Here is a 25,963-nt window from a genome sequence, read left to right as displayed (position 1 = left end):
TCCCAAGGCGCCACTGATGGATCGCCTGCGCCACGCGCCCGCTGCGATGGCATTGCCAGTCGGCATCTTTGCGCTTTTCGTGCTCATGGTGCTGCCAATCCCGCCAATGCTGCTCGACGTGTTTTTTGTCCTCAACATCGCAATTGCCGTCGCTGTGTTGATGGTGGCTTTGAATGCGCAAACCCCGCTCGATTTTTCCGCCTTCCCCAGCGTTCTGCTGTTCGCGACTTTGCTAAGGCTCGCGCTCAACGTCGCCTCCACCCGGATCGTGCTCGTCAACGGTCATGAAGGCGGCGCGGCTGCGGGAGCCGTGATCGAGGCCTTCGGGCAATTTCTTGTCGGCGGCAATTTCGCGGTTGGCCTCTTCGTCTTCACGATCCTGCTCATCATAAACATGATCGTCATCACCAAAGGCGCTGGCCGCGTTTCGGAGGTTTCGGCTCGGTTTGTCCTCGATGCTTTGCCCGGCAAGCAGATGGCGATTGATGCCGATATCGCAGCTGGCCTTATCACCGCAGAAGAAGCACGCGAACGCCGCCGTCAAGTCACGGTCGAGGCCGATTTCTACGGTTCAATGGATGGCGCATCGAAGTTCGTCAAAGGCGATGCGATTGCTGCCTTACTGATCCTTGCCGTCAATGTGATTGCTGGCCTTGCGCTCGGCATGATCAGCCACGGGCTTTCTCCAGCGGAGGCGGGTGAACTCTACATTACGCTCGCTGTCGGCGATGCTTTGGTGGCACAGGTGCCTGCGTTACTCCTATCGATCGCAGCCGCCGCTATCGTCACCCGCGTTTCGGACACGCGCGATCTCACGGGCCAAATTGGCGGCCAATTCTCAGACCCGCGCGGATGGCTGCCTGTGGCGATGATTTTGCTAGCCATCGGAATTGTCCCAGCGATGCCGCAGATGGTGTTTCTGCCTGCAGCAGCGATCGCTGGCGGCATTTGGTGGACGCTCAAATCGCGTGCGAAAGAACCCTCGCCAGACACCGAGATTGAAGTCGAGGAAACCCCGCTGGACCGCATCGAGATCGCCGACGTGTCGGACAGCACCATGGTCACGATCGAGCTTGGCTATGGCCTTGTCCATCTCGTCGATGAGGCAAAGGGCGCACCTCTTCTCACCCGCATCACCGGCATTCGCAAACAGATGAGCCGCGAGCTTGGTTTTGTGCTTCCGCAGTTTCGCATCCGGGATTCGCTCGACTACGGCGCGAATGACTACGCTGTAATCTTGGGCGGAGTAACTATTGCAAGCGGCTCTGCGCGACCCAACCGCTTGCTTGCCATCGATACTGGCGACGTACGGCCCGGGCCTTATGCGCAATTGGGCCTCGCCGGTGAGGAAACGCGCGATCCCAGCTTTGATTGCCCCGCGCTCTGGATTGATCCAGGCAGCCGCGATCATGCGATCGCTGAAGGGTTTTTGACAGTCGATCCAAGCACAGTCATCGCAACGCATGCCAATCAAGCACTGCTCGCCGCATGCGATCAGTTGCTGGGACCCGAGGAAGTGCGCGCACTTCTTGATGACTTGAAAGAACGCGCGCCCGCTCTTGTCGAAGCGGTCCATCCCGAGCCGCTTTCCCTCGCGGCAATCACACGCATTTTCCGCGCGCTGATTGCCGATGGCATCGGCCTATCGCACCCTCAGCCCGTCTTCACCTCGCTCGCCATTGCACTGCAATCCAGCCAGGAATTCAACGCGCTGGTCGATGCTGTCCGCATTGACCTCGGCGCGCGTCTGGTTGCCCGGATTTGCGCGCCAACCGAAAAACTGAAAGTCATCACATTGGATGCCGAGCTTGAAGCGGCAATCCTTGGCGGAATGCCCGATCCATCGATCAGGCAACCGATGATTGAACCCGATCTTGCCAGCATGATTGCGGGCGCGGCGAGTGACTTTGTTAAGCAGGCGGGCGGTCCTATCGCGCTGATCGTCCAGCCACCTGCGCGCCGCGCCATGGCAAGCTTGCTCAAGGCCCGCGCGCCGCGCTGCATCGTCCTTTCCATCAACGAATTGCCGGCCACTCAGCCTGTCGAAGTTATTGGACTTGTGGGAAATACGCATGCCTCCCAAGAAGCGATTGAAACTGCGGCTGGGCCAGCGATAGCAGCATGAAGCACGACCCAACCGGTTTTGCCGAAGCGAACGCCTACGCCCCCACGTCGCAGGCCGAGGTCGAGCGGCGGGTGCGCCAATTCCTGCCGCTGGTGCGGCGTGCAGCGTGGCATATCTATGGCACGGGCCGAGATGGGCTGGAGATCGAAGACCTCATCCAGGCCGGCATTGTCGCGCTCACCGAATGCGCGCAGAAGCACAATGGGCCAGTCGAAGATGGCTTTGCCGCCTACGCCAAATTGCGCGTGCGCGGCGCGATGCTCGATCAAATCCGCAAGCTGATGAACGACACGCGCACGGCCCGCAAAAAACGCGCCGCATTCGAGCGCACCGCCGAGGTTTTGCGCGGTCATCTGGGCCGCGAACCGACCCGCGCCGAAACCGCCAACGTGATGCAGATTAGCGATGCAGAATTGCTGGAGATCGAAAACTCGAGCGTCTCCGTATCCTCCATCAGCGAGGAATATGACGAAGCGAATTCCGCCTTTGCGAGCGAAGGGCCAGACCCATTCGAAGTGCTTTCAGGCGAAGAAGACCGCGAGCGGCTGGTGGAAGCGATGGGGCAGCTTCCCGATAGGCTGAAATTGGTGCTGCAATTGTTCTTCGTCGAGGAACTGAACCTGACAGAGATCGCCGCCGTGCTCGAGGTTAGCGTGCCAAGAGTGCACCAATTGCGAGCGAAGGCGCTTGAAGATTTGCGGGGGTTGTTGGAGCGGACTAATCTCTAATTCTAAAAAGCCACTGAATCCCCGAAAGTCTGTAAATCAGAAACAAGAGAGCTGGAAAAATACCGATTAGCCCGACAGCATAGAGAACCTCAAAAAAGGAACCCTCATTTTCCCAGCCGATGCTTGACATAGTAGCCGAGCCACAAAGGATAAGCGTTGGGAGGGCCATGCCGCTAAATCGGTCCCGTACGTGACTGCGGTTCCATAGGCAGAATGCGACCAAGAGGCAAAAAGCCCCAATTGAAACCCAATCACTACGTAATCCTATTTTTTCCAACACAAGCATTGGCGCCACAAATACAAGAGAGCACAGCATGAATGCTAAGTAACGCCGCCAGAATGTGCTTTGAGCTTGCTCGCTCACTCACAGCATCCCCCGCTTTGGCCCCAAATACCCGAACAGATACGCCGCCACTTTGCGCATCTGGATCTCCTCGCTGCCTTCGGTAATCCGATAGCGGCGGTGATGACGGTAGATATGCTCAAAGGGTGTGTGCCGTGAGTAGCCGATGCCCCCGTGGACTTGCATCGCGCGGTCTGCGGCTTCGCAGCACAGGCGATTTGCCCAGTAATTGCACATCGAAACCTTGTCGCTGATCGTCCGCTCGATCTCTTCATGCGGCATATTGTCCATTTCCCACGCGGTCTTGAAGATCAGGAGGCGCAGCATCTCTGCTTGCGTGGCGAGTTCGACCAGCGGGAACTGGATCGCCTGGTTCTTGGAAAGCTCCTGTCCGAAGGGTTTTCGCGCGCGGGCGTACTTGACGCTTTCATCAATGCAGAACAATGCCGCGCCGCAGCTTGAGGCGGCCTGCCGGATGCGGTTCTGGTGGACAAAGCTCTGCGCGAGCGCGAGGCCACGGCCTTCCACACCGAGGATTGCGCTATCGGGCACCCATACATCTTTGACTGAAAGGCGCGGGTGATCGGTGGGCATATTAAATGTCCACATCCACTCCTCGATTTCGATACCAGGATTGGGATTGGGGACGAGGAAACAGGTGATCCCTGACCCATCGCCATCCTCACCCGCGGTGCGCGCAAACATCGCGCAGTGGGTGGCGGTGTGCATGCCGGTGATCCACATCTTCTCACCATTGATGAGCCAGCCGTCCTCGCCATCGCGCTCCTGTTTTACAGCGTGGGTTTCCATATGGGTCGCGTCTGATCCGTGATGCGGCTCGGTCAGGCCAAAGGCGACGCGGCGGGTGCGTTCAAACCCGCCTGTGATAAATTCTTCCTTTTGCTCCTCAGTGCCCCACTGATCGAACATCGCGACGAAGGGGAAATTGCCGACGATCGAGTGCTCGTTCTGAAGATCATTGTGAAGGCCCAAGCCTTGGCGCGCAAAGTGCTCGCGGATAACGGCCATCCAAAGATTTGAGCCATCCTTGCCGCCATAGCGTTTGGGCGCGGAAAAGCGCCAATGCCCCGCCTTGTCAGCGCGGCGCGTGGCTTCCTTTAGAAGCTCCTCCCACTCCTCACGCGGCAGGCCGCCCCTGTCCCAATCAGTGCGCGCATGTTCGCGGCGGTGATCGAAGAAACGGATGTTGTCGTCTTGGTTCTCAAGCGGTTTGATCTCTGCTTCGATAAAAGCGTCGAGTTCATCCAGATACTCTTGCAGATCAGCTGGTATTGCGAAGTCCATTTAGTGTTCTCCGATCCATTTTCGGCGCGCTACACGGAGTGACGGATATTTGGGCACATCGATTGTGACTTTGGCGAGCATCTGAGCCCGCAGATTGGCCAGCATTTCAGAGGTCTCCAGACCTACGTTACCGGCCAGAATATCGTTGCATATAAATGGATCAAACATCGAGACAGGATAGGTATCGTCGCGAGCAATCATACCTAGGGCGTTACGCGCGACTGCCAATTGGAATCGATCATGGCCCTCAACCTTGTGTTTGATGCTCTCAAGCCATTCGCTAACGGCTATAGCAAGTTCCCCACATCGAGCTTCCTCACCAAGCCAGCCGTCCAGATAAATAACTTCTTCAACCTCTCGCCCTAGCTCCTCATCCGGCGCATCCTCCTCAAGCAGCATCAGCAGATCCAGCTCCTGCTCACTCGTCCGGCGCGAGATGACCACGCGCTCCAGCATCCGGTCTTCGCCTGAGCGCCAAATCGCCGCCATTTTTAGACAGCCCAGTGCCCACCACACCGTCCGGTGGATCAGCCAATAGCGAAAGCGTGCAGGGTCAACCTTGCGCCCCCCATTCGCCTCATAGGCGTCGAAGTACGTCTCCAGATCAGACAGTCCCAAGGCTGCTCTATCATACCGGTGGAAGCGCCATACGGCCATGCAGCCGAACGCCAAATCCTCATGATAGTCGCCGAAATGCGCCAGCTCCCAATCGAGCACACCGGTGAGCCAGCCTTCCTCATCGACCAGCAGATTACCCATGCGATAATCGCCATGTATGAGAACCGGTTCGACGGGCTCCGGGCAATTGTCCTCCATCCATTTAAGACCGAGCGCGATGATGGGCCTGTCGCCGCCCGCTTCTTCGAACTGCTTTTTAAGGTCTGCAATCGCAGCGCGGTAATCCATCACTGGCACTGCGTCAGGCACGCCCCCTCCATCAGGGCCGGGTTTAAGCTTGTGGATGGTGGCGAGGTTGGCGGCGCATTCGCTGACAAGCCTGTCGGCCTCGACTGTCTCGAGAATTTCCTTCGGGTTGGGCGTGCCGGATAACGCCTCCATCACATAACCCGATCCAATGCCATCGTCAGGCTCCAGCTCGACCACTACCACAGGCGCCGAAACACCGGCGGCCTTGGCCGCGCGGATCACGGCCGCCTCTACATCATGGCCAAAGGGCTTTTCATCCATAAAGGTGAGACTGGGCGCGCGGCGAAGAACATAGGTGTTCTCAATGCGGGCAGATGGGGTCGGCAAAGGCTCTGCGCCCTCTGCTTCAAATCGCCAGCTTTCAAAACTCGCGCCGCCTGTCAGCCGCGTCAGGTTCGAAGGCACTGACAATCCCACGCGCGCAAGTGCCCGCTCCAATCCTATAGCAATAGCCTCTGCGCTATCCGGCATCTCTTCCCCTCGAAGCCATTCGCTGCAATGAGTGCACTGACAATTATGCCGCGGCAAGTCCTTCTATTGCCAGTCGGAACATTGGGGGAGACAGATGAAGAAACGCCATATCGCGCTCGCCGCGCTTGCTTTGTTCGGAGTGGGAGCAGGGACCGCTGCCTATGTCGCAAGCCCCACGATCCACGAAGGCAATCCTGGCGAGACGCCGGAGCTTGGCCGGTATGGCGAATATCAGGTGGGCACGCGCGAAGTGCTTGTTGATGTGCCGAACCGAGTGCGTTTTTCGAAGGCAGGCATGGCCACTGGGCAACTATCGGAAAATGAGGAGATGCCTGCGCTGCAAGTTCGCGTCTACTTCCCAGCCCAAGTTGCCGAGCGCGCTGAGCCAATCAGTTACTCGCACTTCATGACGCCGCCTGCGATGGAGCCGTTTCTACTCGAATACAACGGTCGCGCCTTTGCCGACGCAGAGCCGCTAAGCGAAGGCAAGTTCCCGCTCGTCGTGATGAGCCACGGCTTTAATGGGTGGAGCACGCAGTTCAGCAATCTCGCTGAACACATTGCATCGCGCGGTTATGTTGTAGCCTCAATTGATCATGCCGATATGCAAATCGATGGCGTCGCCGATTTTGTCCATTCTTTCAGCCTGGTGCTCACCAATCGGACAATTGATCAGCGCGCGGTTCTGGCAGAATTGGTTGAAGGTGGCGCTGCAAATCGAGAAGGTTTTTATTCGTTGATCGATCCAGAGAGGGTCGCGATGATCGGCTATTCCATGGGCGGGTATGGCGCGCTGGCGACAGCAGGTGCCGATTACAATTACGATGGCAAAACGTTTGATACCGTGCCGAGTGCCGCTCTCGATGCGACCCGCGCGGTTGTAGGCAATGACGCTGCGATCAATGCGATGGTGCTGTTCGCACCTTGGGGTGGGCAGCCGGATAATCGCGTTTGGAACGGTGAGAGCCTCGCTACAATCACCGCCCCCACCTTAATCGTCTCCGGAAGCCAGGATGATGTGTCCAATCATGCAGAGGGCGTCAGCTGGATATTCGACCAGCTCAATGGGACCAGCCGGCACATGCTGACTTTTCGCGAGGCGCGGCACAGTATTGTCGGGAATGCCTTTGATGTGCCTGAAGACGCGCCGTTTCGCGTGACGGAGTTCGTGTCAGAGCCCGTTTGGCGGCAGGATCGCATCAATGGGATCAATCAGCATTTCGTCGCTGCCTTTCTCGATCTGCATCTGAAAGGCGATGCGGACAAAGCGAGCTATCTCAATGTGCCAGTCGCGAATGCCAATGACAGCCAATGGGAAACCGGGTTTGGCGATCTGCTAAACGGCGAATTTGCAGGTCCAGATGAAGCAGAGCATTGGCGCGGCTTTCAGAAACGCTGGGCCGCCGGGCTAGACTTGAAATCAAAACGCGCTGGCGAATAGAGAACAAAAAAGGCCGCCCGGATCACTCCGAGCGGCCTCAATTCGTGTAAGCTATAGCGCTTAAGCGAGCTTCTTGCGCATCCGCTTGGCGCGCGCTTTCGGGCTCGGGTGGGTCTTTGTCCAAGCAAGCCCGTCGCTCGGCCCGCTCATCGCTTGAAGCTTTTCAAGCGCCGTGGCGCAGGCTTCCGCATCATAGCCTTTTTCCTGCATGAAGGCGAAAGCGTAGTCGTCCGCTTCCTTTTCATGCTTCTGGCTGTGCTGCGCGGTAACGACATCGCCGAAGAACTTGCCGATTTCCGAATTTGCGATGCGACGCACACCGCTATCGGCAGTGCTCGCAACGCTTAAGACCGCATCGCGGTTGAGCGCGCCCTGCATCCGCTTTTTGGAGTGTTCGCGTTGAACATGGCCGATTTCGTGCCCGATGACATAGCGAACTTCGTCATCGGTGAATTCGTCCATAAGTCCGGCGAACACGCGGATCGTACCGTTTGCCATCGCAAAGGCATTCACATCGCGCACCAGGTAAGCCTTGATATCAAGATCAAGCCCATCATGGCTTTCAAGTCCCTGCGACAAAGCGGCAATGCGCTGACCATAGGGATTGTCCATGCCCGCGACTGGGTTCTTGGAATCCATGTCTTCGCTCATCTGATCGAAGAACACTTTCATTTCCTCATCCGAATAAGAGGCTGCTTTCACAACCTTTTTTGCGGATTTGAGGATGTTGCCAAAGCTTTGCGCGCTGGCAGGGGCAGCGATGCTGACGCCGCCCAGAAGTGTGGCCATCGCAACAAACTCGCGCCGCGATGTGGTGCTGTCATTCCTGTCCATTTCAACCCCTTCGAAATGATTATCGACGTACTATGCCGGAACGTTTTGTTTATTCACCATAATTACTTGAGGATAGGTAAATTCCTTTAGTCCCTCAATGCCATATTCCGCACCAAAACCCGACTGTTTGTGTCCGGCAAAAGGTGTGTGAGGTGTGAGCTTCAGGAACTGGTTGACCCAGACTGTGCCCGTTTCGAGTTTTTCAGCAATTTCAACAGCCTTGGCTTCGTCAGCCGACCAGACCGCGCCCGCAAGGCCGTAATCGGAATTGTTTGCGCGCTCGATGACTTCTTCCTCTGAGGAGAATTTCATGAGCGGCATAACCGGGCCAAATTGCTCTTCAGCGACAATACGCGCGTCTTCGGGCGGATTGTCGAGAATGGTCAGCGGCACGAAATAGCCTGTTCCAGACGGATCGGAGTCCCCGCCCAGCAAAAACTTATAGCCATTGTCCTTCGCATCCTGGATCAGCTCCAGCACGCGATCATATTGCTTCTTGTTCTGGATTGGGCCGACACCTGTACCCTGTTCTGCCCCGTCGCCCACGACGACGTTCTTGGCGTAGTCCGCGATCGCCTGAGACAGCTCGTCATAGATGTCTTCGTGGATATAAACGCGCTTTGCCGCAACGCAGATCTGGCCTGCGTTGGAGAAGCTTGACCAGAACAATTGCTCTGCAACCTTCTTTGGATCGGCATCGGGCATAACGATACTCGCATCATTTCCGCCGAGCTCCAACGTGATGCGCTTAAGATCTGCGCTCGCACCTTCCATGATCTTCTTGCCGGTCGCAGTTGAACCGGTGAATGTGATCTTGTCGATATCGGGATGCGCCGTGATCAGCGGCCCGAGGCTGTCTTCACCGGTAATGATATTGACGGTGCCTGCTGGCACAACATCGGCGATCAACTCTGCGAGGCGCAGAGTTGTAAGCGGAGTGAATGGCGAAGGCTTCAGGATGATGGTGCAGCCTGAAAGCAGTGCCGGGCCGATTTTCTGGACTGCCATCGAAACAGGGAAATTCCACGGCACGATGCCGCCCACAACGCCAACGGGCACCCGGCGGGTGCGAATGTTCTCTTTCTCATCATCCTTCACGAGCTCATCTTCAAGTACGAGATCGGATTGCGCGGCCATCATGAAAGAGGCGCCCATGATTTCTTGCTTGGCCTGAGCGTGCGGTTTGCCCTGCTCGCTCGTGAGCAAGCGATAGAGCTCCTCGGAATTGTCCGCGATAGTTTTGGAAATGGCTTTCAGGGCAGCGCTGCGCTCGGCGTAGGACGATTTCTTCCAAGTTTGGAAAGCGGCGCGTGCGGCGGCGACGGCTTTGTCGAGCTCGGCCTGTCCGCAGGCGGGAACCTGCCCAATCACTTCTTCGGTCGCAGGATTGACGACGTCCAGCCATTCGCTGGTTTCAACCATCTCACCATTGATGAGGTTTTTGTATTGAGTGACCATGGGTGTTCCTCTCTCTTTCAATTTCGTGCTGCCGCACACGAGCGGCATCAGTAGGGATTCGAATTCTGTTTTCGAAAGTGGCGTGTCACGATCCAAAAGGCAACGCCAGTATGCGGTCCAGTATAGCAGCTTCGCGGCAAGTCGCACCTGTCAGTTGCGCTATTGGCCAGCGCGCGTATGGAGCGACGCGTAAGGAGCCATCAAACCATGTCAGACACCACGCCCGATCTCGTTTTTTATGGCAGCCCCGTTTCGCCTTTCGTGCGCAAAGTTGCAGGCCTTTGTCTTGAGAAGGACGTGCCCTTCGAAATCGAGGCGGTCGATGTGTTCAATCCGCCCGAATGGTTTCTCGAGATTTCTCCAATGAAGCGGATCCCTGTGATGAGAGATCGTTCAACCGCATCGGAAGGACGTGACGGCACGATTGCAGATTCAAGCGCAATTTGCGGATACATTGAAAAGAAGCATCCATCGCCTCCGCTCTATCCAACTGAACCCTTCGCCCACGGACGAGCCCTGTTTCTCGAAGAGTACGCCGATACTGCTCTGGCTGCTGGTGTGGGTCTGGGAATATTCCGTCCGATCTTCTTTGCGTTGATGCAAGGGAAGGAACCCGATCTCGCCAAGGCTCGCTCGACCTGGGCTGATGATATGCCAGCCATTCTCGACCACCTCGATAGCGCGCTCAGCGACACGCAATATTTTGCGGGCGATAGCCTTTCGATTGCGGATATCTCGGTTACTTGCTGCTTCATGCAAGCCCAGCTTGTCGCCAACACACCGCTCGATAAATGGGCCAATTTCAAAGCGCATTTCGACATGATGAGCGAGCGGCCTTCCATCGCCGAACCTTTTGGCAAAGCAGAAAGGTTTATCCGCAAAGCCTTGCCCGAGCGCTTTGACCTGACCTAAGGCGCACGTGAATTTACGCAATCGATACGGATTGAAGGCACACGGCGAACATGGCGAGCGAATGGTGCATCGGGATTATCGGCGGTTCTGGCCTCTATGACATAGAGGGGCTGGAGGATGAGCAATGGATCGCGATTGAAACGCCTTGGGGCGACCCTTCCGATGAAATCCTTTGCGGGACCCTCAACGGGGTGAAAGTCCGCTTCCTGCCGCGCCACGGCAGGGGTCACCCGATAGCGCCGAGCGAGCTCAATTCGCGCGCCAATATCGATGCTCTCAAACGCGCCGGCTGTACTGATATCCTCGCGATATCCGCCGTTGGCTCTTTGCGCGAAGCCATCGAGCCGGGGCGCTTTGCGATTGCCGAGCAATTCATAGATCGCACGACAGCTCGCCCATCGAGCTTCTTTTCAAGCGGATATGTCACCCATGTCTCAATGGCTGATCCCGTTTGCTCTCGCCTGTCCGAAATGGCCGCCAAAGCCATCACCGCCTGCAAGGGCAAAGTGGCAACCGGCGCGACCTACATCGCGATTGAAGGACCGCAATTCTCAACCCGGGCGGAAAGCAGAATGTACCGCCAATGGGGCGCGGACATTATCGGGATGACAGCCATGCCAGAGGCCCGCCTCGCCCGCGAAGCTGAGCTGCCCTATTCTCTGATCGGCATGGTGACCGATTACGATTGCTGGCGTGAAGGCGAAGCCGTCGATGTCGCGCAAGTGGTCGCGCAGATGAAAGATAACGGCCAATTGGCGCGTGAAATGGTGGCGAAATTCGTGGGTAGCCTGCCAAAGAAGCGCAAAGCATCACCCATTGACACAGCGCTTGATGACGCGGTGATAACAGCGCCCGACGAGCAAGAGCCCGAGATAATGGCGAGGCTCGATGCGGTTGCTGGGCGGATATTGGGTTAAGTTAGCCGGCGACCGAACTACCGGTCTTTCCAGCGGCCCTTCACCGGCTCGAACCGGTCGACGCGGATCGACTGCCACACCCCGCCGACAAGATACGGATCGTCATTCACCGTGGCCCTTGCGGCTGCCTCATCTTCTGCATCGATGATGAGAAGTGAGCCGACGAATTCTCCCTTGGCATTGGTGAGCGGGCCTGCAGCGAGATAGTTCTCATCGTGCTCGCTCATCCATTTGCGCTGCTCTTCGAGATGCATCGCGCGCAGTTTCTCGCTGTTCTCGCCATCGCGGCAGTAAAAGCAGAATAGGGCCATGACCTGCAGTCGCTCCTTCGCGCCATCCTCAGTCCATCACCTAGGCAGCGAAGGCGAGGCTATCAACCTGTTGAGATGACTTGATCCGCTTTGCAGCGAGGAGCAAGTATCAGGTGAAACTAACCGAGTCGCTCAACCAAGGATCAAACCATACGTGACCACGCCCGATTTGCCGCCCGGCTCCATGCACCAGATTGACCGCACATCTTTGCGCCTTGCCTACCGCGCAGAAGAAGAAGCGTGCATTGCAGAACGGTTGGAACAGGCTGCCCCGGCGCGGCGCGTAGCGGAAAATGCGGCGTCGCTCGCGATTGATCTGATCCACGGCGCACGAAAGCAGAAGGCGAGCGGGATCGACGCCTTTCTCCAGCAATTCGGGCTCGACACAGAAGAAGGCATTGCGCTGATGTGCATGGCCGAAGCCCTTTTGCGCGTGCCCGATCACGAAACCGCCGATGCGCTTATCCGCGACAAGATAGGCGATATCGATTGGGGAGAGCATCTCGGCGAAAGCTCATCGACTTTCGTCAACGCGGCGACTTTTTCACTGATGTTGACGGGCGAAGTCCTTGAACAACCCGAAGTCCATCAAAAAGGCATGGGGCCAGCGTTGAAGCGGGCGATGAATCGGATGGGTGAACCTGTCATCCGCACCGCGACATTGCAGGCGATGCGTATTCTGGGTGGGCAGTTCGTCTATGGCCGCACGATCAACGAAGCGCTTAAACGAGCAAGTCCGGAGCGCGCAAAAGGTCTGACGCATTCGTTCGATATGCTTGGTGAAGCGGCCATGACTTTCGCAGATGCGGAGCGTTACCGCGTGGCCTATGACAGCGCGATTGATCGGCTAGCAAAAGAAGCATCGGGCGGCATCGGTCCTTCGCCGGGCATTTCTGTCAAACTGTCGGCTCTGCATCCCAAATACACTTATCTCCACGCAGATCAGGCGCACACCGATATCGTGCCGATAGTGCGCGCACTTGCTGAGAAGGCGCGCGATGCGAACATCCATTTCACGATTGATGCGGAAGAGGCTGAGCGGCTGGAGTTGTCGCTTGATATCATTGAGACGCTTGTCGCGGATGATGCTCTGTTCATGCGCGATGACGGGTCGCACTGGGAAGGCTTTGGCCTAGCGCTCCAAGCCTATCAAAAACGCGGTGTGCCTTTGTGCGATTGGGTCGCGAAGCTTGCTCGCCGACATGGCCGCAAGCTGTTCGTCAGACTGGTCAAAGGCGCATATTGGGATGCGGAAATAAAGCTTAGCCAAGTTGGCGGCTTCACCGATTATCCCGTCTTCACGCGCAAAGTCGCAACCGACGTGTCCTACCTCGCCTGCGCTGCCAGACTGTTCGAACATGACGACGTCATCCACCCAGCCTTCGCGACGCACAATGCCTACACTATCGCAGCCGTCAAAGAGATGAGCCAGGGGCGCGCATTTGAGTTCCAGCGCCTACACGGAATGGGCGAAGAGGTTTACGACGCGCTTCGCAAGATCGAAGGCAATGCCGCCACCCCAGTTCGCATTTACGCGCCGGTTGGCGGGCACAAGGAATTGCTCGCCTATCTCGTGCGACGCCTGCTTGAAAACGGAGCGAATACCAGCTTCGTCAATCGCATGGGCGATGCGGATGTTCCCGCACAGGAATTGGTGGGCGATCCGGTGGCAGAATTGGCCGCCCTTTCCCCCCGGCGCAATCCAGTTATCCCGCTGCCGCGCAACATATTCGGAGCGGATTTTGGCGGACGCCTTAACAGCGCTGGTGTCGATCTTTCCGATCCACTCACATTTGGACCGCTACAGGCAAAGCTGGATAAGCTCGCCGACAAGCATTGGAACGCCGCGCCAACTTTCCCGGGAGATGAAGCTGGCGAAACCGCGCCAATCACCATGCCCCATGATCGGAATGCTGAGCTAGGCACTCGCCGCGATGCAACCGCTGAAGAGGTTGACGCAGCCTTCGCCCGCGCTGCCGCAATACAACCGGGATGGGATGCATTGGGCGGCGAAAAACGCGCGCTTCTACTCGAAGAAGTGGCCAATCTGTACGAAGAGCACACGGCGGAATTCCTCTCACTGTGCCAGCGCGAAGCGGGCAAGACACTGCTCGATGGCGTTGCTGAAGTTCGGGAAGCGGTTGATTTCCTGCGCTATTATGCATCCGAAGCGCGGCGGCAGTTTGCAGAGCCAATCACGCTTCCCGGACCAACTGGAGAGGAAAACACACTGAGCCTCCACGGACGCGGCGTGTTTGCGACGATATCGCCGTGGAATTTCCCGCTCGCAATTTTCACCGGGATGATGTCGGCAGCTTTGGCCGCCGGGAACACAGTCGTGACCAAACCAGCGGAACAAACCCCACTGATCGCGGCCTTTGCGGTCGAGCTGTGCCACAAGGCCGGCATCCCGCCAGAGGCGCTGCAATTGCTCCCCGGTGCTGGCGATGTGGGGCAGATGATTACGTCAAATCCGCATCTTGCGGGCGTCGCCTTTACCGGATCGACCGAGACCGCACGCCTCATCAACCAGACACTGGCTGCGCGCGACGGGCCGATTGCAACACTCATTGCAGAGACCGGCGGACAGAACGCGATGATTGTCGACAGCTCGGCTCTGCCCGAGCAGGTCGTGCGCGATGCTTTAGCGAGCGCTTTCCAATCAGCGGGCCAGCGCTGCTCGGCTCTGCGGGTCCTATACCTGCAGGACGATGTTTATGATGAAATGCTGGAGATGATCCGCGGCGGGTTTGAAGCGTTGAGCGTTGGCGATCCGGCGCATCTTTCAACGGATGTCGGGCCGGTGATTGATGAGGACGCAAAAGCGGCTCTAGACCGGCACATCGCGCGCCGCAAACAAAGTGGTCGCACAATCTGGGAACACGACAATCTTCCAACTGATGGCTGTTTTGTTTCGCCGACTATCATCGAGATTGACAGCATTCTCGATTTGAAGCGCGAGAATTTTGGCCCAGTTCTTCATGTGGTGCGATTTGAAGCAGAGGCGCTTGGACAAGTGGTCGAAGATATCAACGCCACCGGATATGGACTGACGCTGGGCCTTCATAGCCGCATCGCGGCAACTCGCCGATTTGTGCAGGCCCGCGCGCGGGTCGGCAATTTCTATGTCAATCGAAACCAGATCGGCGCCATTGTTGAAAGTCAGCCGTTTGGCGGTGAAGGTCTATCGGGCACTGGTCCGAAAGCGGGCGGTCCGCATTACCTTGCACGCTTTGCGACAGAGCGCGTCAGTTGTGTCGATACAACAGCCGCAGGGGGCAATGCGAGCCTGCTCGCAAGTTAGGCTTGGCGAGGCAAAACGCTCGCGATAGACCTTGCAGCATGATCCGTCGCCTCAATAGTATCACCACCCTTCTTGCCACACTTTTCGCGCTTTGCTGGAGCGGGACTGCCTTTGCTGCTGTTAAAATCCACTTCCACAGCTTCAATGGATCGGTGCTTTTTGGTCGCTATCCTCATGCCTTTATCGTGCTCGAAGGAACGCTTGAAAGCACGGGCGAGACAATCAGTGAGAATTACGGCTTCACGGCTAAAAAAGTGTCGCCAGCAATCCTGAATGGGCCAGTTTACCACGACATCAGCATTGAAAAGCCGAAATACCTTAAAAAAACCAACCGCCATTTCTCACTCACTCTGACAGATGCTCAATACCGCCAGATTGTTGCTGAGATGAATAAATGGAAGAATGCGCCGGGTAAGTTTTACGATCTTGATAAGCGCAATTGCATTCACTTCGTCGGGCGCATGGCTGAGATCGTCGGGCTGAAAATCGAATACCCTGACAAGATGCTTCGCAGGCCCAAGAAGTGGCTCAACCATATCACATCGTTGAACCCTAAGCTTGGTGCGAAAACCATCAAATAGGGAAGCTGGCTTTGGCTGATTAGCTTTCAGCGGCTTTGGTATTCACCACCATCACATCGTTCTGCAAATACCGCAGCATGTCGCTGGTCTGGCTGCCAAGGGCGGCCTGACGGAACCCGCTTTCGCCGTGGCTCCCCACGACAACCAAGCCTTCACCGCCGATATCGCAGTACGCATCGAATTCACGCGCCATGACTTCATACGCGTTGCCTTTGGCTACGTTTGATGTCGCGTTGGCAAGTGCGGGGTTAGCCTTGGCAAGATCCGCCATGAACGCTTCCATCGCCGATCGCGCATCTTCTTCGATTTCTTCGCGCACGTAGGTGTCGCGCTGAAAGCCTTGGAACGGCACTCGCCACCCATGCGCTACGTGCAGTTGGGCATTTGGAAAACGCTTGGCAGCCTCAAGGATCGCATAGCGCGAGTTTGCCGAGAAATCGGTGCCGGCGATCAAGTGCCGATAGGGCGATCGCGCGCGCTGTTTGACGACGATAACCGGGCTCTCGATCTTCCGCAGGACATAATCAACCGCCGTTCCGAGAAAGTAGTCACCGATCGAGTTGTACCGAGCCGGGCCGACGAGCAGCATGTCTGCGCATTGGTCTTTGCAATCTTTGGAGATGGCATGCGCCAAAGCCCCTTCGGGATAGGCAAATTCGGTCTCACATGTCGCATCACCAATGCATTCGCGCATCTTGCGATCGAGTTTTGCCCAATCAGCATTATCCGCTTCAATGTAATCAAGCGCATGGACAACGCGGACTTTCGCGCCAGTCTGCTCTCCGATCAAAAGAGCACGATCAATTGCCCGATCAGCCCGGGCACTAAAGTCAGTGGCGACGCAAATGGTGGTGGTCATAAGATCCCTCTTTCATTTGCGACGCATTATCATGTTTGACTTGACGGTATCAAGGAAAACCGGAGCAATCGCGTCAAGCTGATGGTGCCCTTTACACCTGTACAGCAAGACTGTGCAGAAAAACCTGCCCCTGCTTCTTGCCCCGCGCGCGTAGTTCCGGAATCAAACCGCCATGACAATTCTTTCTGACAAATGGATTCGCGAACAGGCTCAGAACCACGGCATGATTGAGCCGTTCGTTGAGGCTCAGCGTCGCGAAGGCGTCATCTCCTATGGCGTGTCATCATTCGGCTATGACGCGCGCGTGGCGCCGGAATTCAAGATCTTCACCAATGTCGACAGCGCCGTGGTGGACCCCAAAGACTTCGCTTCGAACAGCTTTGTCGATCGGGAACAGGATGTGTGCGTGATCCCGCCCAACTCCTTTGCGCTCGCCCGAACCGTCGAGTACTTCCGTATCCCCGATGATGTGCTGGTGATCTGCCTTGGAAAGAGCACTTATGCGCGCTGTGGGATCATCGTAAATGTCACGCCTCTTGAACCGGGTTGGGAGGGCCACGTGACTTTGGAATTTTCCAACACGACGCCCTTGCCCGCCAAAATCTACGCCAACGAAGGCGCTTGCCAGTTCCTGTTCCTGAAAGGCAACGAACGGCCCGAAGTTACCTATGCCGATAGGGCGGGCAAATATATGGGCCAAAAGGGCGTCACCCTGCCGCGGCTTTAACGGGCTTCTATGAGACCTGCAATTCGGTGATGGCGTAAGCCATCATTGCCGGTTGACACCTATTGAGGCTGACGTAGCTTTCTGCGCGGGATTTTTTGGAAAGGTGTGGAACGGTCGTCGAGTCGACTTCGATCAATTCTTGAACACTGCTGGGCCTTGAGGCCTAAAGATGATGGTACGTATATGCGCCTCATTCGTGCCATCGCGTTCAGAATCTGCTTCCTGTTTGAAGCATCCCACAACTTGCTGGGAGGCTTGTGTGCCAAAGCAGATCGAAAATTCAAATGTCGGCCCAACCGATTGGACGAGCAGCCTGACATATCAGAGTAGGGCAACCGTAAGGCCAACTGCAGCTGATTTGCGCGAGCTTTCCCTCAAGGCGCAGGCACGCAATCACACGCTCGGTGTCACGGGAATGCTGCTTTACGAAAACGGCCGCTACTTTCAGACTCTCGAAGGGCCACCAGCAAAGCTGCAGCAAGTATGGTCTTCGATCCGGTCCGATGAACGGCATACCGACATTGAGGTTTTAAGCGAGCACTTGATCCCGGCAAGGCTCTTTGGCGCCTGGGACTTACTAAGCTATCATGGCGATTCTGAAACTGATCCATCAATAAGGCGCGCGAGAGCGGAGCATGCTCTCACGTCGCAAGTACCAAAATTGATGGAGCTCGTTCTCAATGGTGACGACATTGCGATCAACGCTTTGATCGCATCGCTCTCACAAAGTGGTTGGGATGGCGATGCAATCATCGCGCAGTTGATTGAACCTACCGCACGCGCATTGGGCGATGCCTGGTTATCCGATGATTGTTCCGAGCTTGATGTAACAATCGGGCTCAGCATGCTGCAACTCGCGGGCCACGCTGTCCGCCATAAGCGTTCAGGGCAGAAAAGCCGTTACAGAATTCTGTTGGCCACCGCTCCTGGGGAACCGCATGCCTTGGGGACTTCGCTATTGGCGGATCTCTTTACAGACGCAGGCTGGCAGGTGGATATGACTTTCCCTGACAGCAATCAGGCTCTTGCAAACCAGTTGTCAGCGCAGCAACCAGACGCTGTCGATATCGGCATGTCGGATGCACTTTCCCGAAAAAAGCAACTTGAGCATCTGCGCCAAACGGTAGAACGCAGCCGCTTTGCAGCACCCGATAACCTGGCGGTGGTATCCGTTGGAGGACGTCTGTTTGCCGATGCAGCGGCAACAGCAGAAAATGTGGGCGCAGATGTCGCGCGCAAAACTGCTGCCGGATCGAGCATTCAAATAGCCGAACTGATCCGGCAGAAACGCCAAGAACCCAGGCGGAAGTAGCTGGGCACAAGACAGACTCACGCACATAGAGCGACACCAAGAATCCCACCAAAACGCATGCGCTCAATCGTTTTGCACCCAGCAAAAGTCGGACTCGCAAATGCCGATTGGAATCGCGCTATTTGTCTCCCGCTAGGGCATTCGTTTTGCCAAATCGAAAAATGTGATCGCTTGTGTTGCTGGAAGCTTTTCAAGAGTTTTTCGTGCGGTATTTATCGAAGCCCCGAGCTGGAGATACGTAAAGTATGTCACGCATAGGGCGCATGGCACCGATCAAGCTCGTAAGCACTTTGACTCTGTGAGCGCAGCGGCCCATTGCGGGCGGCAAAGGAGAGACTGAATGGCCAAGACCAAGGAAAATCGCGAGTTTGACATCATCGTTTTTGGCGCGACTGGATACACCGGGCGCCTCGTCGCTGAATATCTGAGCGAGCACTATGGTTCATCGGATAATGCGCCGAAGTGGGCGATGGCGGGGCGGTCTCAGGACAAGCTTGAGGCGGTGCGCGATGAAATCGGCGCTCCTGCCGATACGCCGCTGGTTGTGGCGAATGCCGATGATCTCGCCGACCTTGAAGCGATGTGTGAGCGCACGCGTGTAGTGTTGACGACGGTTGGGCCATATCAGCTTTACGGCGATAAACTGGTGCAGGCCTGCGTCACCACTGGCACCGACTATGCCGATCTGTGCGGGGAACCCGCCTGGATGGCGGACAAGATTGCCGAGCACCACGAAGCGGCAAAGGCATCAGGCGCGCGAATCTGTTTCTCAAGCGGGTTCGATTCCATTCCCTTCGATCTCGGCGTGATGATGACGCAGAAGGCTGCAAAAGAACGCTTTGGCGAGCCTTCGAAACGGATCCGGGGACGTGTGCGCGCGATGGCTGGGACATTTTCTGGCGGGACCGCCGCGAGCCTTACCGCGACTATGAAAGCGGCAGCAAAGAACCCTTCGATCTTCAAGACACTGGCAAGCCCGTTCGCGCTGACGCCCGGCTTTAGCGGACCAAGCCAGCCGACGGGCATGGTGCCGCAATATGAGAGCGATCTCGACAAATGGGCCGCGCCGTTCGTCATGGCGCCGATCAACACCAAGAACGTACACCGCACGAACTTCCTGCTCGGCCATCCTTACGGTGAGGATTTCAAGTACGATGAGATGATGCTCACGAGCCCCGGCGATGCGGGCAAGAAAATGGCCGAAGCAGCGGCGGAAATGATGAAGAATCCGTTTGGCGCAAGACCGCCGAAACCCGGTGAAGGCCCATCGAAAGCAGAGCGTGAAAATGGCTTTTATGATGTGCTGTTTGTGGCGGACGGCCCAGATGGCGAGAAGCTGCATTACGGCGTCAAAGGCAAGTACGATCCAGGCTATGGCTCGACCAGCCGAATGATTGCCGAAACGGGCATGGCCTTGCTGGCGAGCGATGCAGAAGGCGGTGTCGGAACACCAGGATCATTCCTGGGAGAAGCTTTGGTCGATCGGCTACAGGAACACGCCGAACTGACCTTTGCTTTGGAAAACTAGTATCAAGTTCAAGCTTGGGTAGAGGGAACAGTTGCGCAGCTGGGCAGTTTGAAATCATGGGATGGGATAGAAAAAGGAGCCGTCCCGTGACCATCGCCCAGCTGCAATTCTTGGTATTCCTGTTCACATGCGGCAGCCTGCTAAGCGCTGCGTGGCTTGTTAGTCACGCGCGGGACACGGTGTTGGTGCTTCGCCACATCTTCCCGAAGCTAAGACCTGGAGAAGGCGTGAGGCTCACTAACCCCAAATCGGTCTGCATCGCGATCACCTTGTTCGGCTATTGCCTGTCTGCCGAGACACTCTTGATCTTCAGAGGCGGCGCTTACCTGTAAAAAAGAGGGCGACCATCCGCGAACGAATGGCCGCCCAGTTCCCGGGTCGCTAGGGAACGGTGATCGTAACGTGTTTTAGAAACTTACACGCACACTTGCGCGAAAGTTCCTTCCGGGCAGCGTTACGAAATCTTTTGTGAAGCTCGAATGCCGCCGCCCCGTCACATCGAACAGGTTATCGGCATTGAGCATGAGAGTGACGGACTGGTTTGAAGGGATGGGCCGCCAGGCAACCGCGAGATTGACAAGGGTGAACGAATCCGTTTCGGCCTCAAACTCGGCAACGTCATTCTGGCTTGCAAACCATTCGACTTCGCCGCGAACGTCAAAGGCTCCGATCCCCGCATCGAGCGCGCCGAGGAGGCTCACAGGCGGAATGCGCGGAACATTGCCATCAATGCCGCCTGTCGCCGGATCGCCGTTTAGATCAGCCGAAACGTATTCCGCGCGCAAATCAGCATCGAGAGTAAATTCGCCATTATCGACAATCGGAACAAGAAGATCAGCTTCAAATCCGAAGAACGTGGCGTCCTCTTGCAGGAACACAAAGACGGGCAGATCGTCCTCTTCCTCGCCCGTTGGGGAAAGGAAAATGAAGTCGTCAAAGGACTGATAGAAGACCGCGACATTTAGCTGCGTCTTGCCAAAACCAGCGTTGACAAAGGCCTCCAAACCCCAAGCGCTTTCGACGTCGAGATCGGGATCGCCAAATTCGAAGGCCTGTGTTGCGATATGCGGACCATTTGCGAACAGTTCTTCACCGGCAGGGGCGCGTTCTGCTCGGGAGCCGGTTAGACCGAAGCGCGTTCCGCCATCCGTTACCAGAATGGCCGACAAGGCACCGGAGAATAGGTCAAAATTGCGCTCAAGGCCGAGTACATCCGATTCCACATCGACGTTTTCATAGCGGCCCGCGGCTTCGATCTGGATGCCGTTAAGATCAAATTCCTGCGCCGTGAAAAGCGCAATCTGACGGGTGAAATTGGGCGGAACGAATGCTTCTTCGCCAATCGCAGAGAAATCGCGAGCCGTGTACTGCGCACCAATCACGCCGCCGGAGCTTTGAATGAGCTCAGCGCGCGCTTCGAAGCTCTCGGTGTCAAACACCGTTCCGACTTCTTCGCCTTCAAATTCGGTGTGAGTGTAATCGGAGTACCCTGCACGCACGTTCAATTTAGAGAAGAATCCGTCGCCAAGCGCAATCTGCGCACGCATGTCAGCGCGCCATTGCTCGAGACCAATGGAGACGATTTCTTCGCCTTCCTCCTCCTCTTCTTCACCTTCCCCTTCTTCGCCATGCGCATGTTCAGCGCCGGGCCTTCCGATCAGGCCATAAAAGGTGTCGTAGTAGCCCACCGATGCCCCAATGCTGTGCTCACCCAGAAACGCGGTGAAGCCGCCATTGACGGTCCAGGTTTCGGTGCCGCTGTTAGGGAGAAAGCCGCGCTGGTTTGCCGTTTCGCGGAGCTCCTCAGCCTCTTCGAATTCACCTTCGGCTTCTTCTTCATCTGCGCCAGCAAGAATGTCAGCCCGAAGCTCATCGCTGAGTTGGAACCCAGGAATTTCGACATTACCTGTGTCTCGCCAACTGCCATCAACATGGACAACGAAGTTTTCGCCAACGGGCACATCGAGTGATGCCCCTGCCGTGAGAAGATCGGTAGCCGTGTCCGCTGCTACGAGAGCGTCGAGGTGAAAATCCTCATCTGGCACGGCATATGGGATGCGTTTGTCGATGACGTTGACAACACCGCCGATGGCCTGGCTGCCATAGAGAAGCGAAGCCGGACCGCGCAGCACTTCGATGCGCTGGGCGGTCAGTGGGTCGATCGAGACCGCGTGATCGGCAGAGGTGTTCGATACGTCGGCCGTTCCCAAGCCATCGATAAGAACGCGCACACGCTCTCCATCGAAACCGCGCAAGATCGGTCGGGATGCGCCCGGCGCGAAACTGCTGGCGGAAACACCGGGAAGCTTGGCAAGAACTTCGCCAATCTGTCCGTTGAGATTGCGCTGAATGTCAGCGGCGTTGACCACAGCTTTACCCGCTAGGAAATCCAGCTGTTCGAGCCCCTCGGCACTAACAATGATATCCTTGCCGCCACGATAATGCGGATCACCCTCATCATCGTCGCCCGCAGCGCTGTCGTTTTGAGAGCCATCGGCCTCAGAGGTTTGCGATGTCGACTGTGCCAACGCGGGCGCAGTGCCAATTACAAAGGTCAATGCGGTAGTGAGCGCGAGTCGCGAGGTCAGCGTTTTCATGGAACTTGCCTATTTGATTTATGTAATAACGTATCATTTTCCGTAGCAGCCGAAGGTAAGACTGCAAGCCCTCTTGGCAGCCTAGTTCGACGAAACGCTTGAAGTAGTGGGTGATTATCAATGCGGTGCGGCAGGAAAGACACAGGCCGCACAGGCAGGCTTGGATCACCCGCAAGTCGCATCGCTAAGTCTGGGTGAAAATGGAGCGGGCGAGGCGATTCGAACGCCCGACCCCAACCTTGGCAAGGTTGTGCTCTACCCCTGAGCTACGCCCGCTCACTGACGCCACACAGAGACGCGATACCGCTGATCTCTGCCGGGGAGGCGCGCAATTAACAGCGCCTTGCGCACCTTTCAAGTCTAAATATCGCTTGATCATACCCGCGCAAAGCGCCAGCAAAAATGCGCGCTTCACAAAGCCTGCAAACACCCCACATTGGCAGGTGACTTTGATCATCATTCTTCAGGAGCATGACAATTGGCGAGCATGGGTCTCAACATGGACGAACAAAAGGCGGTTGAGCGGTTTCGCAAAGACGTTGTCGAACCCTCCCAGAGCAAGCTGGTCATCCTTGATTTTTGGGCGGAATGGTGCGGACCCTGCAAGGCGCTGGCACCGATGCTCGAGAAGGTCTGCGCGGAATATGCCGACAAGGGCGTGATCCTGGCAAAGCTGAATGTCGATGAAGAGCAATTCATTGCTGGCCAATTTCAGGTCAAGTCGATCCCGACTGTTTACGCCATGTTTCAGGGTCAGCCTGTCGCCGATCTGACCAATGCACGCGGCGAATCGCAGTTCAAACAAATGCTTGATCAGCTGCTCGAGCAATTGCCGGTGCAAGCGGGCGCGGATGGTGCGCCTCAAGGTCCTTCGGCCGAAGAGATCGAGCAGTTTTTGAAGCTGGGTGAGGACGCGCTGAGCGAAGGTGATGCGCAGCGCGCCGCTGGGATTTTCGCCCAGGTAACCGAGTTTGCAACCGACAATGCCCCTGCCCATTCCGGTCTTGTGCGCGCGCTAGTCAAATTGGACCAGATTGACGAAGCGCGCCAGGTACTCACTGCAATCGAGGCGAATCCTAAGCTTGCGAACGACCCGGCTATCGCTGCTGCCAAGAGCGCGCTCGAACTTGCGGGCACGCAGGTCGACGACAGCGAGCTCGCTGGACTCAAAGCCGCTGCAGACGCCGCACCTGATGATATGGACGCGCAATTCGCTTATGCCGAAGCTGCTTTTGCCAGCGGCCAACGTGATGAGGCTGCAGATACGCTGCTTTCCATGATTGCAAAGGATCGCGAATGGGATGAGGGGGCTGCACGGACCAAGCTTCTGCAGATTTTCGAGGCAACAGGTCTTGAGGATGAGTGGGTCGTTGCAACCCGCCGCCGACTGTCAAAGATCCTGTTCGGATAAGGGCAAAGCTCAGACAAGTTATGTCCACCCGTCTCTCCATCTTTCCACTGACCGGCGCTGTACTGTTCCCCGGTCTGCAATTGCCGCTTCACATCTTTGAGCCGCGATATCGCGCGCTCGTCGGGGATGCACTGGTGCGCGATCGGCGCATTGCGATGGTCCAGCCGCAACAACCGGTGGATGGCGCCCCCCTTTACACGGTCGGTTGTGTGGGCCGGATTGGCGAAGTCGAAGCAATGGAAGATGGCCGTTACAACCTCATCCTTGATGGTGAGCAGCGCTTTAGGATCCTGCGGGAATTGGACGTCAACAGTGCCTTTCGCCAAGTGGAGGCGGATCTCATTGACGAAGATGAAGACGAAACTCTGAGTCACGCCCAACGCGGCGGTTTCGAAGCTGAAGCGCGAGCATTTGCCGATGCGCAAGGTTACAAGGTTGATTGGGACTCGGTTGAGCGGCTCGATGACCACTCACTGATTAATGGCGTATCGCAAATCGCCCCATTTGATCCCGCATCAAAACAGGCTCTTCTCGAAGCGCCTACCCTGTCTGACCGCTGCGAATTGCTGGTTCAATTGATGCAGTTCTTTGGCCGCCGCGATGGCGGCGAAGAGATCATGACTCTGCAATAGATCTGAATGGGATCACTCTTCAGGCACCGGTAGGCTTTTGAGCATCGCAGTAAGTGCCATGAAGGAATGCCGGTCAGCATCGCGCTTGTTGTAGCTCTCAGCTTGCACAACCAACACTGCGTCCATTGTCGGGATGACAGCAACGATGTTGCCGCCATTGCCCTTCATCATGAAAGCGGCCTCAAAGCCGCGGGATGATTGCAAAGGCATCATCCACCACAAATAGCCGTAGTGCACATGCTCACTGAGCTTGTGGCTGGAAGCCAGCATTGTCCGCAGCCATTGCTCAGGGACGATCTCCTCGCCCTCCCACTGCCCCCGATTGAGCACGAGCTGCCCGAGCTTGATAAGCGCTTCATCACCAATGGTCAGTTGCCCTCCCGACTGCACTTCGCCGCTGCGGGATCGGCGCCATTCCACTCCCTCAATGTTAAGCGGATCAAACAGACGGCGCTGGACATAGGCATCAAACGTCTCGCCCGTCGCCTTCTCAACCACTTGGCCCAGTAGGAACACCCCAGCAGTGCAGTAGGAGAAGGATCCAATACCGTGCTCGTCACGCATATACTGGCGGTCTGGCAATGCGAGCGCGAATTCGCGCCACTTTCGGCGCCGATACATTTTTTCTTCCTGCCCTGGGGAACGCCGCTCCCAATCATTGCAGTCGAGCGCTGACGACATGGAGAGCAGGTCAGCGACGGTTATGTCATCGAATGGAGCCCCTCGCGATGCATCAAGGTAGGGCCACACCTTCACGTCAGTTCCCAGCAGCGCCCCATCGGCAATAGCTGCGCCAACCGCCAGCGCGGTGATCGATTTGCCAGCCGACTTGATATCAACCGCTTCGCCGGGTTCACCTTTGCCAAAGCGTTTGCGATAGACTGTCTCGCCAGACTGACTAGCTGCGAGAGCGCGGATCTTGCCCAGATCGCCAGCTTCAATCTTCGTCTCAAGTTGGAGCAGTGTGAGCTGTTCCAAAGGTGGCTTTTCTTCTCCATTCTGGGAATGCGCGGGATGTACAGTTGCGCATGCAAGGATGAAAAGGACGAAGATAAGCCAAAGCGGAAATCGTACATATCCGGCCTGCTTGATCGTGCCCATCACTGTCGCCTTGCTACTTTCTGAAACTGTAAGCGCAAGTTCGCTAATCAGCCTACGATGAACATCGAATGTCTCAGCTATCGCGACAAAATGTCGCATGACAACGCTTTGAGCCGATTCCAAAAGTAACTACACGGTT

21 protein-coding genes and 1 tRNA gene are annotated in these 25,963 nt (G+C 56.5%); 13 read left to right on the top strand and 9 right to left on the bottom strand.

All coding sequences use genetic code 11. From position 1 onward, the window contains the following. The first annotated feature begins 16 nt into the window (after positions 1 to 16). Both AUC45_RS10650 and AUC45_RS10645 read left to right on the top strand, forming a co-directional pair. Complete coding sequence (locus AUC45_RS10650) at positions 17 to 2,125, top strand: flagellar biosynthesis protein FlhA (protein ID WP_067603816.1); 2,109 nt, start codon at positions 17 to 19, stop codon at positions 2,123 to 2,125. Next, a complete protein-coding gene (locus AUC45_RS10645) occupies positions 2,122 to 2,853 on the top strand; it encodes a sigma-70 family RNA polymerase sigma factor (protein WP_067602132.1) in 732 nt (243 codons plus the stop codon). Before AUC45_RS10650 ends, AUC45_RS10645 begins: the two co-directional genes overlap by 4 nt. 364 nt (positions 2,854 to 3,217) lie before the next feature. On the opposite strand, the gene AUC45_RS10635 is transcribed toward AUC45_RS10645, so the two are convergent. Both AUC45_RS10635 and AUC45_RS10630 read right to left on the bottom strand, forming a co-directional pair. Then, positions 3,218 to 4,501, bottom strand: a complete 1,284-nt coding sequence (locus AUC45_RS10635; RefSeq protein WP_067602126.1) for an acyl-CoA dehydrogenase family protein — start codon at positions 4,499 to 4,501, stop codon at positions 3,218 to 3,220. Then, positions 4,502 to 5,899 carry a phosphotransferase gene (locus AUC45_RS10630; protein WP_067602123.1) on the bottom strand — a complete coding sequence of 466 codons (1,398 nt, stop codon included), beginning with the start codon at positions 5,897 to 5,899 and terminating at the stop codon, positions 4,502 to 4,504. A 94-nt stretch (positions 5,900 to 5,993) separates the two neighbouring features. Here AUC45_RS10630 and AUC45_RS10625 point away from each other — a divergent pair, with 94 nt between their 5' ends. After that, positions 5,994 to 7,340: an alpha/beta hydrolase gene (locus tag AUC45_RS10625; RefSeq protein WP_067602120.1), complete on the top strand. Its 1,347-nt coding sequence runs from the start codon at positions 5,994 to 5,996 to the stop codon at positions 7,338 to 7,340. Between the two features lie 60 nt (positions 7,341 to 7,400). On the opposite strand, the gene AUC45_RS10620 is transcribed toward AUC45_RS10625, so the two are convergent. Together AUC45_RS10620 and AUC45_RS10615 are read right to left on the bottom strand one after the other, a co-directional pair. After that, entirely contained in the window at positions 7,401 to 8,174 is a 774-nt protein-coding gene (locus tag AUC45_RS10620) for a M48 family metalloprotease (RefSeq protein ID WP_067602117.1), read from the bottom strand. 30 nt (positions 8,175 to 8,204) lie between these two features. Then, positions 8,205 to 9,632, bottom strand: coding sequence for an aldehyde dehydrogenase family protein (locus AUC45_RS10615; RefSeq protein WP_067602114.1), 1,428 nt, complete (start codon positions 9,630 to 9,632; stop codon positions 8,205 to 8,207). Between the two features lie 207 nt (positions 9,633 to 9,839). Here AUC45_RS10615 and AUC45_RS10610 point away from each other — a divergent pair, with 207 nt between their 5' ends. Both AUC45_RS10610 and mtnP read left to right on the top strand, forming a co-directional pair. Next, positions 9,840 to 10,544 carry a glutathione S-transferase family protein gene (locus AUC45_RS10610; RefSeq protein ID WP_067602111.1) on the top strand — a complete coding sequence of 235 codons (705 nt, stop codon included), beginning with the start codon at positions 9,840 to 9,842 and terminating at the stop codon, positions 10,542 to 10,544. A 50-nt stretch (positions 10,545 to 10,594) separates the two neighbouring features. Continuing rightward, entirely contained in the window at positions 10,595 to 11,461 is an 867-nt protein-coding gene (gene mtnP / locus AUC45_RS10605) for an S-methyl-5'-thioadenosine phosphorylase (RefSeq protein WP_067602108.1), read from the top strand. 17 nt (positions 11,462 to 11,478) lie between these two features. On the opposite strand, the gene AUC45_RS10600 is transcribed toward mtnP, so the two are convergent. Then, a complete protein-coding gene (locus tag AUC45_RS10600) occupies positions 11,479 to 11,772 on the bottom strand; it encodes a YciI family protein (RefSeq protein WP_067602105.1) in 294 nt (97 codons plus the stop codon). A 184-nt stretch (positions 11,773 to 11,956) separates the two neighbouring features. Here AUC45_RS10600 and putA point away from each other — a divergent pair, with 184 nt between their 5' ends. Together putA and AUC45_RS10590 are read left to right on the top strand one after the other, a co-directional pair. Then, positions 11,957 to 15,076, top strand: a complete 3,120-nt coding sequence (putA, locus tag AUC45_RS10595) for a bifunctional proline dehydrogenase/L-glutamate gamma-semialdehyde dehydrogenase PutA (RefSeq protein ID WP_067602103.1) — start codon at positions 11,957 to 11,959, stop codon at positions 15,074 to 15,076. A gap of 38 nt (positions 15,077 to 15,114) precedes the next feature. Next, complete coding sequence (locus AUC45_RS10590) at positions 15,115 to 15,657, top strand: hypothetical protein (RefSeq protein WP_067602100.1); 543 nt, start codon at positions 15,115 to 15,117, stop codon at positions 15,655 to 15,657. Between the two features lie 19 nt (positions 15,658 to 15,676). Here AUC45_RS10590 and AUC45_RS10585 read toward each other — a convergent pair whose 3' ends face one another. After that, positions 15,677 to 16,516, bottom strand: coding sequence for a universal stress protein (locus AUC45_RS10585; protein ID WP_067602097.1), 840 nt, complete (start codon positions 16,514 to 16,516; stop codon positions 15,677 to 15,679). Between the two features lie 172 nt (positions 16,517 to 16,688). Here AUC45_RS10585 and dcd point away from each other — a divergent pair, with 172 nt between their 5' ends. From dcd to AUC45_RS10565, 4 genes are all read left to right on the top strand, one after another. Further along, complete coding sequence (dcd, locus tag AUC45_RS10580) at positions 16,689 to 17,243, top strand: dCTP deaminase (RefSeq protein ID WP_067602095.1); 555 nt, start codon at positions 16,689 to 16,691, stop codon at positions 17,241 to 17,243. Positions 17,244 to 17,502: 259 nt separating this feature from the next. Beyond that, the gene (locus tag AUC45_RS10575; RefSeq protein WP_067602093.1) at positions 17,503 to 18,555 is read left to right on the top strand and encodes a BLUF domain-containing protein; all 1,053 of its coding nucleotides are present in this window, start codon (positions 17,503 to 17,505) and stop codon (positions 18,553 to 18,555) included. Positions 18,556 to 18,895: 340 nt separating this feature from the next. Further along, on the top strand, positions 18,896 to 20,083 hold the full coding sequence (locus AUC45_RS10570) for a trans-acting enoyl reductase family protein (RefSeq protein WP_067602091.1): 1,188 nt from the start codon (positions 18,896 to 18,898) through the stop codon (positions 20,081 to 20,083). An 86-nt stretch (positions 20,084 to 20,169) separates the two neighbouring features. Then, positions 20,170 to 20,415, top strand: coding sequence for a hypothetical protein (locus AUC45_RS10565; protein ID WP_156423822.1), 246 nt, complete (start codon positions 20,170 to 20,172; stop codon positions 20,413 to 20,415). Between the two features lie 75 nt (positions 20,416 to 20,490). Here the strand turns inward: AUC45_RS10565 and AUC45_RS16110 are convergent, their stop codons facing one another. Continuing rightward, positions 20,491 to 22,680 (bottom strand): TonB-dependent receptor, encoded by a 2,190-nt coding sequence (locus tag AUC45_RS16110; RefSeq protein WP_067602085.1) that lies wholly within the window; start codon positions 22,678 to 22,680, stop codon positions 20,491 to 20,493. Between the two features lie 201 nt (positions 22,681 to 22,881). Next, positions 22,882 to 22,956, bottom strand: a tRNA-Gly gene (locus AUC45_RS10555). Positions 22,957 to 23,167: 211 nt separating this feature from the next. Between AUC45_RS10555 and AUC45_RS10550 the strand changes: the two genes are divergently transcribed. Next, positions 23,168 to 24,091, top strand: coding sequence for a tetratricopeptide repeat protein (locus AUC45_RS10550; protein WP_067602082.1), 924 nt, complete (start codon positions 23,168 to 23,170; stop codon positions 24,089 to 24,091). 20 nt (positions 24,092 to 24,111) lie between these two features. Next, positions 24,112 to 24,723 carry an LON peptidase substrate-binding domain-containing protein gene (locus AUC45_RS10545; RefSeq protein ID WP_067602079.1) on the top strand — a complete coding sequence of 204 codons (612 nt, stop codon included), beginning with the start codon at positions 24,112 to 24,114 and terminating at the stop codon, positions 24,721 to 24,723. A gap of 12 nt (positions 24,724 to 24,735) precedes the next feature. Here the strand turns inward: AUC45_RS10545 and AUC45_RS10540 are convergent, their stop codons facing one another. Further along, complete coding sequence (locus AUC45_RS10540; protein ID WP_067602076.1) at positions 24,736 to 25,923, bottom strand: serine hydrolase; 1,188 nt, start codon at positions 25,921 to 25,923, stop codon at positions 24,736 to 24,738. Positions 25,924 to 25,963: the final 40 nt, after the last annotated feature.

The organism is Erythrobacter sp. YT30 (assembly GCF_001542875.1).
Taxonomy (GTDB): domain Bacteria; phylum Pseudomonadota; class Alphaproteobacteria; order Sphingomonadales; family Sphingomonadaceae; genus Erythrobacter.
This window is presented reverse-complemented; position numbering and strand designations above follow the sequence as displayed.

Coding starts and splice junctions, on each gene's coding strand:
- AUC45_RS10650 (WP_067603816.1), top strand. CDS start 17: ATGGATCGCCTGCGCCACGCGCCCGCTGCGATGGCATTGCCAGTCGGC.
- AUC45_RS10645 (WP_067602132.1), top strand. CDS start 2,122: ATGAAGCACGACCCAACCGGTTTTGCCGAAGCGAACGCCTACGCCCCC.
- AUC45_RS10635 (WP_067602126.1), bottom strand. CDS start 4,501: ATGGACTTCGCAATACCAGCTGATCTGCAAGAGTATCTGGATGAACTC.
- AUC45_RS10630 (WP_067602123.1), bottom strand. CDS start 5,899: ATGCCGGATAGCGCAGAGGCTATTGCTATAGGATTGGAGCGGGCACTT.
- AUC45_RS10625 (WP_067602120.1), top strand. CDS start 5,994: ATGAAGAAACGCCATATCGCGCTCGCCGCGCTTGCTTTGTTCGGAGTG.
- AUC45_RS10620 (WP_067602117.1), bottom strand. CDS start 8,174: ATGGACAGGAATGACAGCACCACATCGCGGCGCGAGTTTGTTGCGATG.
- AUC45_RS10615 (WP_067602114.1), bottom strand. CDS start 9,632: ATGGTCACTCAATACAAAAACCTCATCAATGGTGAGATGGTTGAAACC.
- AUC45_RS10610 (WP_067602111.1), top strand. CDS start 9,840: ATGTCAGACACCACGCCCGATCTCGTTTTTTATGGCAGCCCCGTTTCG.
- mtnP (WP_067602108.1), top strand. CDS start 10,595: ATGGCGAGCGAATGGTGCATCGGGATTATCGGCGGTTCTGGCCTCTAT.
- AUC45_RS10600 (WP_067602105.1), bottom strand. CDS start 11,772: ATGGCCCTATTCTGCTTTTACTGCCGCGATGGCGAGAACAGCGAGAAA.
- putA (WP_067602103.1), top strand. CDS start 11,957: ATGCACCAGATTGACCGCACATCTTTGCGCCTTGCCTACCGCGCAGAA.
- AUC45_RS10590 (WP_067602100.1), top strand. CDS start 15,115: ATGATCCGTCGCCTCAATAGTATCACCACCCTTCTTGCCACACTTTTC.
- AUC45_RS10585 (WP_067602097.1), bottom strand. CDS start 16,516: ATGACCACCACCATTTGCGTCGCCACTGACTTTAGTGCCCGGGCTGAT.
- dcd (WP_067602095.1), top strand. CDS start 16,689: ATGACAATTCTTTCTGACAAATGGATTCGCGAACAGGCTCAGAACCAC.
- AUC45_RS10570 (WP_067602091.1), top strand. CDS start 18,896: ATGGCCAAGACCAAGGAAAATCGCGAGTTTGACATCATCGTTTTTGGC.
- AUC45_RS16110 (WP_067602085.1), bottom strand. CDS start 22,680: ATGAAAACGCTGACCTCGCGACTCGCGCTCACTACCGCATTGACCTTT.
- AUC45_RS10550 (WP_067602082.1), top strand. CDS start 23,168: ATGGGTCTCAACATGGACGAACAAAAGGCGGTTGAGCGGTTTCGCAAA.
- AUC45_RS10545 (WP_067602079.1), top strand. CDS start 24,112: ATGTCCACCCGTCTCTCCATCTTTCCACTGACCGGCGCTGTACTGTTC.
- AUC45_RS10540 (WP_067602076.1), bottom strand. CDS start 25,923: ATGCGACATTTTGTCGCGATAGCTGAGACATTCGATGTTCATCGTAGG.